Here is a 2,490-nt window from a genome sequence, read left to right as displayed (position 1 = left end):
CAGCTGAACGCCGACCCGGCCGCGATCACGGTGCGTGCCGATGCGCCTTGGAACACCTACGAGGAGTTCATCGCCGCCGCGAAGAAGGGCGACCTGCGGGTGGGCAACTCGGGCGTCGGCTCGATCTGGCACCTGGCCGCGGCCGCGCTCGAAGACCGCACCGGCGCGAAGTTCCTGCACGTGCCCTACCAGGGCGCGGGGCCGGCGGTGCTGGCGCTGATGGGCTCGCAGATCGATGCGGTGTCGGTCAGCCCGGCGGAGGTGTCGACCTACGTGCAGGCCGGCAAGCTGAAGACGCTGGCGGTGATGGCCGACCAGCGCGTGAAGGGTTTCGAGAAGGTGCCGACGCTGAAGGAGCGCGGCGTCGACCTGAGCATCGGCACGTGGCGTGGCCTGGGCGTGGCCAAGGGCACGCCGCAGGACGTCGTCGACGTGCTGCGCGCCGCGACGCAGAAGACCGCCGCCGAGCCGAGCCTGCATGAGGCGATGGACAAGCTGAACCTCGGCTATGCGTATGCCGATGCGGCGGCCTTCAAGCAGGTGGTCGCGCGCGACCATGAGACCTTCAAGGTGCTGATCCCGAAGCTGAACCTCAACAAGCCGTAGGAGACGACGATGATCCGGATCTCTTCCTTCAAGCCTTTCAAGCGTTTTGCCGCGCTGGCGCTGCTCGCGCTGTGCAGCACCGCCGGGCTCGCGCAGACCAAGCTCAAATGGGCCCACGTCTACGAGACCAGCGAGCCGTACCACAAGCAGGCGCTGTGGGCGGCGGAGGAGATCAAGAAGCGCAGCAACGGCAAGTACCTGATCGACGTGTTCCCGGCGTCCACGCTCGGCAAGGAGACCGACATCAACCAGGGGCTGACGCTGGGCACGGTGGACATCATCTACACCGGGATGGCGTTCGCCGGGCGGGCCTACCCGCCGCTGTCGATCGCGTCGGGGCCGTTCATCTTCCGCGACCATGCGCACTGGCAGAGCTTTCGCGACAGCGCGATCTTCAAGGAGCTGGCGGCGGGGTACGAGAGCAAGAGCGGCGGCAACCACATCGCCGGCTACACCTATTACGGCCAGCGCCACCTCACCGCGAACAAGCAGGTGCTGAAGCCGGAGGACATGAAGGGCATGAAGCTGCGCGTGCCGGATGCGCCGCTGTTCATGATGTTCCCGCGCGCGGTGGGCGCCAACCCGACGCCGATCGCATTCGCCGAGGTGTACCTGGCGCTGCAGAACGGCACCGTCGATGCGCAGGAGAACCCGCTGCCGACGATCGAGGCCAAGAAGTTCTACGAGGTGCAGAAGTACACGATGCTGACCGGGCACATCACCGAATCGCTGGTCACCGTGGTGTCGGGCACCACCTGGAGTTCGATGCCGGCGGCCRACCGCAAGCTGTTCGACCAGGTGCTCTGGGAGGCGTCGACGCGGGCGAGCAGCGACATCCTCGAATCCGAGCACCGCCTCGTGACCGAGTTCGAGAAGGCCGGCCGCACCATCGTGAAGGTGGACCGCAAGCCGTTCATGCAGGCGGTGCAGAAGGCAGTGACGGCCCCCGATGCGCCGTGGTCGAAGGAACTGTATGACCGCGTGGAGGCGCTGAAGTAGCGAGTTCGCCGAGAATCCTGGCGATTCGCCGCACGGCATCGAAAGGAATCGCATGGATCTCGGAATCGAAGGCAAGTGGGCGCTGGTGTGTGCCGCCAGCAAGGGCCTGGGCAAGGGCTGCGCACAGGCGCTGGTGCGCGAGGGCGTCAACGTGGTGATCACCGCGCGCGGTGCCGAGGCGCTGGAGGCGACGGCCGCCGAGTTGCGGGCGCTGAAGCGCGGCGAGGTGCGCAGCGTGGCGGGCGACATCACGACGGCCGCCGGCCGCGAGGCGGCGCTGGCGGCGTGCCCGCAGGTCGACATCCTGGTCAACAACGCCGGCGGGCCGCCGCCGGGGGATTTCCGCGACTGGGACCGTGACGCGTGGATCAAGGCGCTCGATGCCAACATGCTGACGCCGATCGAGCTGATCAAGGCGACGGTCGATGCGATGGCGGGGCGCGGCTACGGGCGCGTGGTCAACATCACCTCGGGCGCGGTGAAGGCGCCGATCGGCGTGCTGGGCTTGTCGAACGGCGCGCGCAGCGGGCTCACCGGTTTCGTGGCGGGCCTCGCGCGCACCAACCTGGTCGCGAAGAACGTGACCATCAACGGCCTGCTGCCCGGCGCGTTCGACACCGACCGGTTGCGAACGACGGTGCGGGCCGGGGCGCAGAAGACGGGGCAGGACGCCGACGCCGCGTGGGATGCGCGGCGCAAGACGATCCCGGCGCAGCGCTTCGGCACGGCCGAGGAGTTCGGCGCGTTCTGCGCGTTCCTGTGCAGCGTGCAGGCGGGGTACCTGACGGGGCAGAACATCCTGCTGGATGGCGGGGCGTATCCGGGGACGTTCTGAGCGGAAGGATGTACTGCGCGTGGAACGATGTGGCGGCTGGCGTGACATAC

At 68.1% G+C, this 2,490-nt stretch carries 3 protein-coding genes; all 3 read left to right on the top strand.

Features of this window, described 5'->3' with window-relative positions:
* The coding region (locus AC1D15_RS26765) for a tripartite tricarboxylate transporter substrate binding protein (RefSeq protein WP_477828389.1) at window positions 1–606 on the top strand (606 nt) is incomplete at its 5' end.
* A 9-nt stretch (window positions 607–615) separates the two neighbouring features.
* Window positions 616–1,605 (top strand): sialic acid TRAP transporter substrate-binding protein SiaP, encoded by a 990-nt coding sequence (locus AC1D15_RS26760; protein ID WP_477828388.1) that lies wholly within the window; start codon window positions 616–618, stop codon window positions 1,603–1,605.
* A gap of 52 nt (window positions 1,606–1,657) precedes the next feature.
* Window positions 1,658–2,440: an SDR family oxidoreductase gene (locus AC1D15_RS26755; RefSeq protein ID WP_477828387.1), complete on the top strand. Its 783-nt coding sequence runs from the start codon at window positions 1,658–1,660 to the stop codon at window positions 2,438–2,440.
* Window positions 2,441–2,490 lie beyond the last annotated feature (50 nt).

Source organism: Rhizobacter sp. P2_H2 (genome assembly GCF_056403375.1).
Note: the sequence above shows the minus strand (reverse complement) of the source record. Positions and strands in the feature narration are given on the sequence as shown.